We start from the raw sequence: 1,164 nt of genomic DNA on the forward strand, positions 1-1,164 counted from the left end.
CGAGTTGCACAACGCGTCGGGCAGGCGCTCGGCCAAGGCCGCCAGCAACTGTTGCAAGGCATCGTCGGCAACGCCTTGGGCGAGCACCACGTAGGCGATCAGGCTGGCCGCACCTTCACTGGGCGACCACAGCCGCGCCACGGCCTGGTCAACGCCAGGCAAGGTCAACAATGCTGCCTCGACTTCACCCAGCTCGATGCGCTGGCCTCGCAACTTGACCTGATGGTCCTGGCGGCCGACCAGTTGCAGGCCACCCTCTGCGCGATACCGGCCCAGATCGCCGGAGCGATAAAGACGCTGGCCCGGCATAAAGGGGTCGTCAACGAAGCGCTCGGCATTGGTCTCGCCCAAGTAACCACGGCACAGTTGCGCGCCGCCGATGTACAACTCGCCCAAGGCGCCGGTGGGCACCAGGCGCAGGCGGTCGTCGAGCAGGTACACGCGGCTGCCGTCGAGAACGCGGCTCAGCGGCACCCGGTCATCGCGGTCCGGCGCGTCGGCCCGTAGTGGGTGAAACAGCACGCCGACGGTAGCTTCGGTGGGGCCGTAGTGGTTGAACAGGCGTAACGTCGGCGCGTGGGCGAACAGTTGCTCGACCAGCCGGCGCGGCGTGGCTTCGCCGCCGAGGATCAGGGTGCCGGGTAACTGCGGGGCGTCGCCTTCGAGCAAGGCCGCCAAGTGCGACGGCACGAATTTCGCCACGTCCGGACGTTCCCGGGCCAGGAAGCGCCTGAATGCGGCACCCTCGGCGAGATCGTCCTGGGCGGCGATAACCAGTTCGGCGCCCACCTGCCAGGCGCCGAACAGTAAGGTATGGCCCAGGTCGACGGTCAACGGGCTGGTCAAGGCCAGGCGCATGCCAGGTTCCAGGCCCAGCGCCGTGCAGGCCGCCTGTGCATAGTTGCGTAGCGCGCCATGCTCGATGAGCACGCCTTTGGGCACACCGGTCGAGCCGGAAGTAAACAACAGGTAGGCGACGTGATGGTCACTGAGAAGCGGCGGCTGGAATGGCAGTTCCGCATCGTTTGCCGCTTGCTCCAGGCTGGCGCTCGGCCATGGACCTTGGGCGCTGCTGGAGGCCGGGTCGCACAGCACCAAGGCTGGCGCGGCGCGGGTCAGCAGGTCATGGCGACGTTCGTCCGGCCAGGCCGGTTCCAACGGCAA

At 67.6% G+C, this 1,164-nt stretch carries 1 protein-coding gene; it reads right to left on the reverse strand.

The window, feature by feature from the left end:
• On the reverse strand, positions 1–1,164 hold a 1,164-nt coding region (locus L9Z73_RS30850; RefSeq protein WP_247408760.1), incomplete at both ends, for an amino acid adenylation domain-containing protein.

Source organism: Pseudomonas emilianonis, from assembly GCF_023072625.1.
Taxonomy (GTDB): Bacteria; Pseudomonadota; Gammaproteobacteria; order Pseudomonadales; family Pseudomonadaceae; genus Aquipseudomonas; species Aquipseudomonas paraveronii.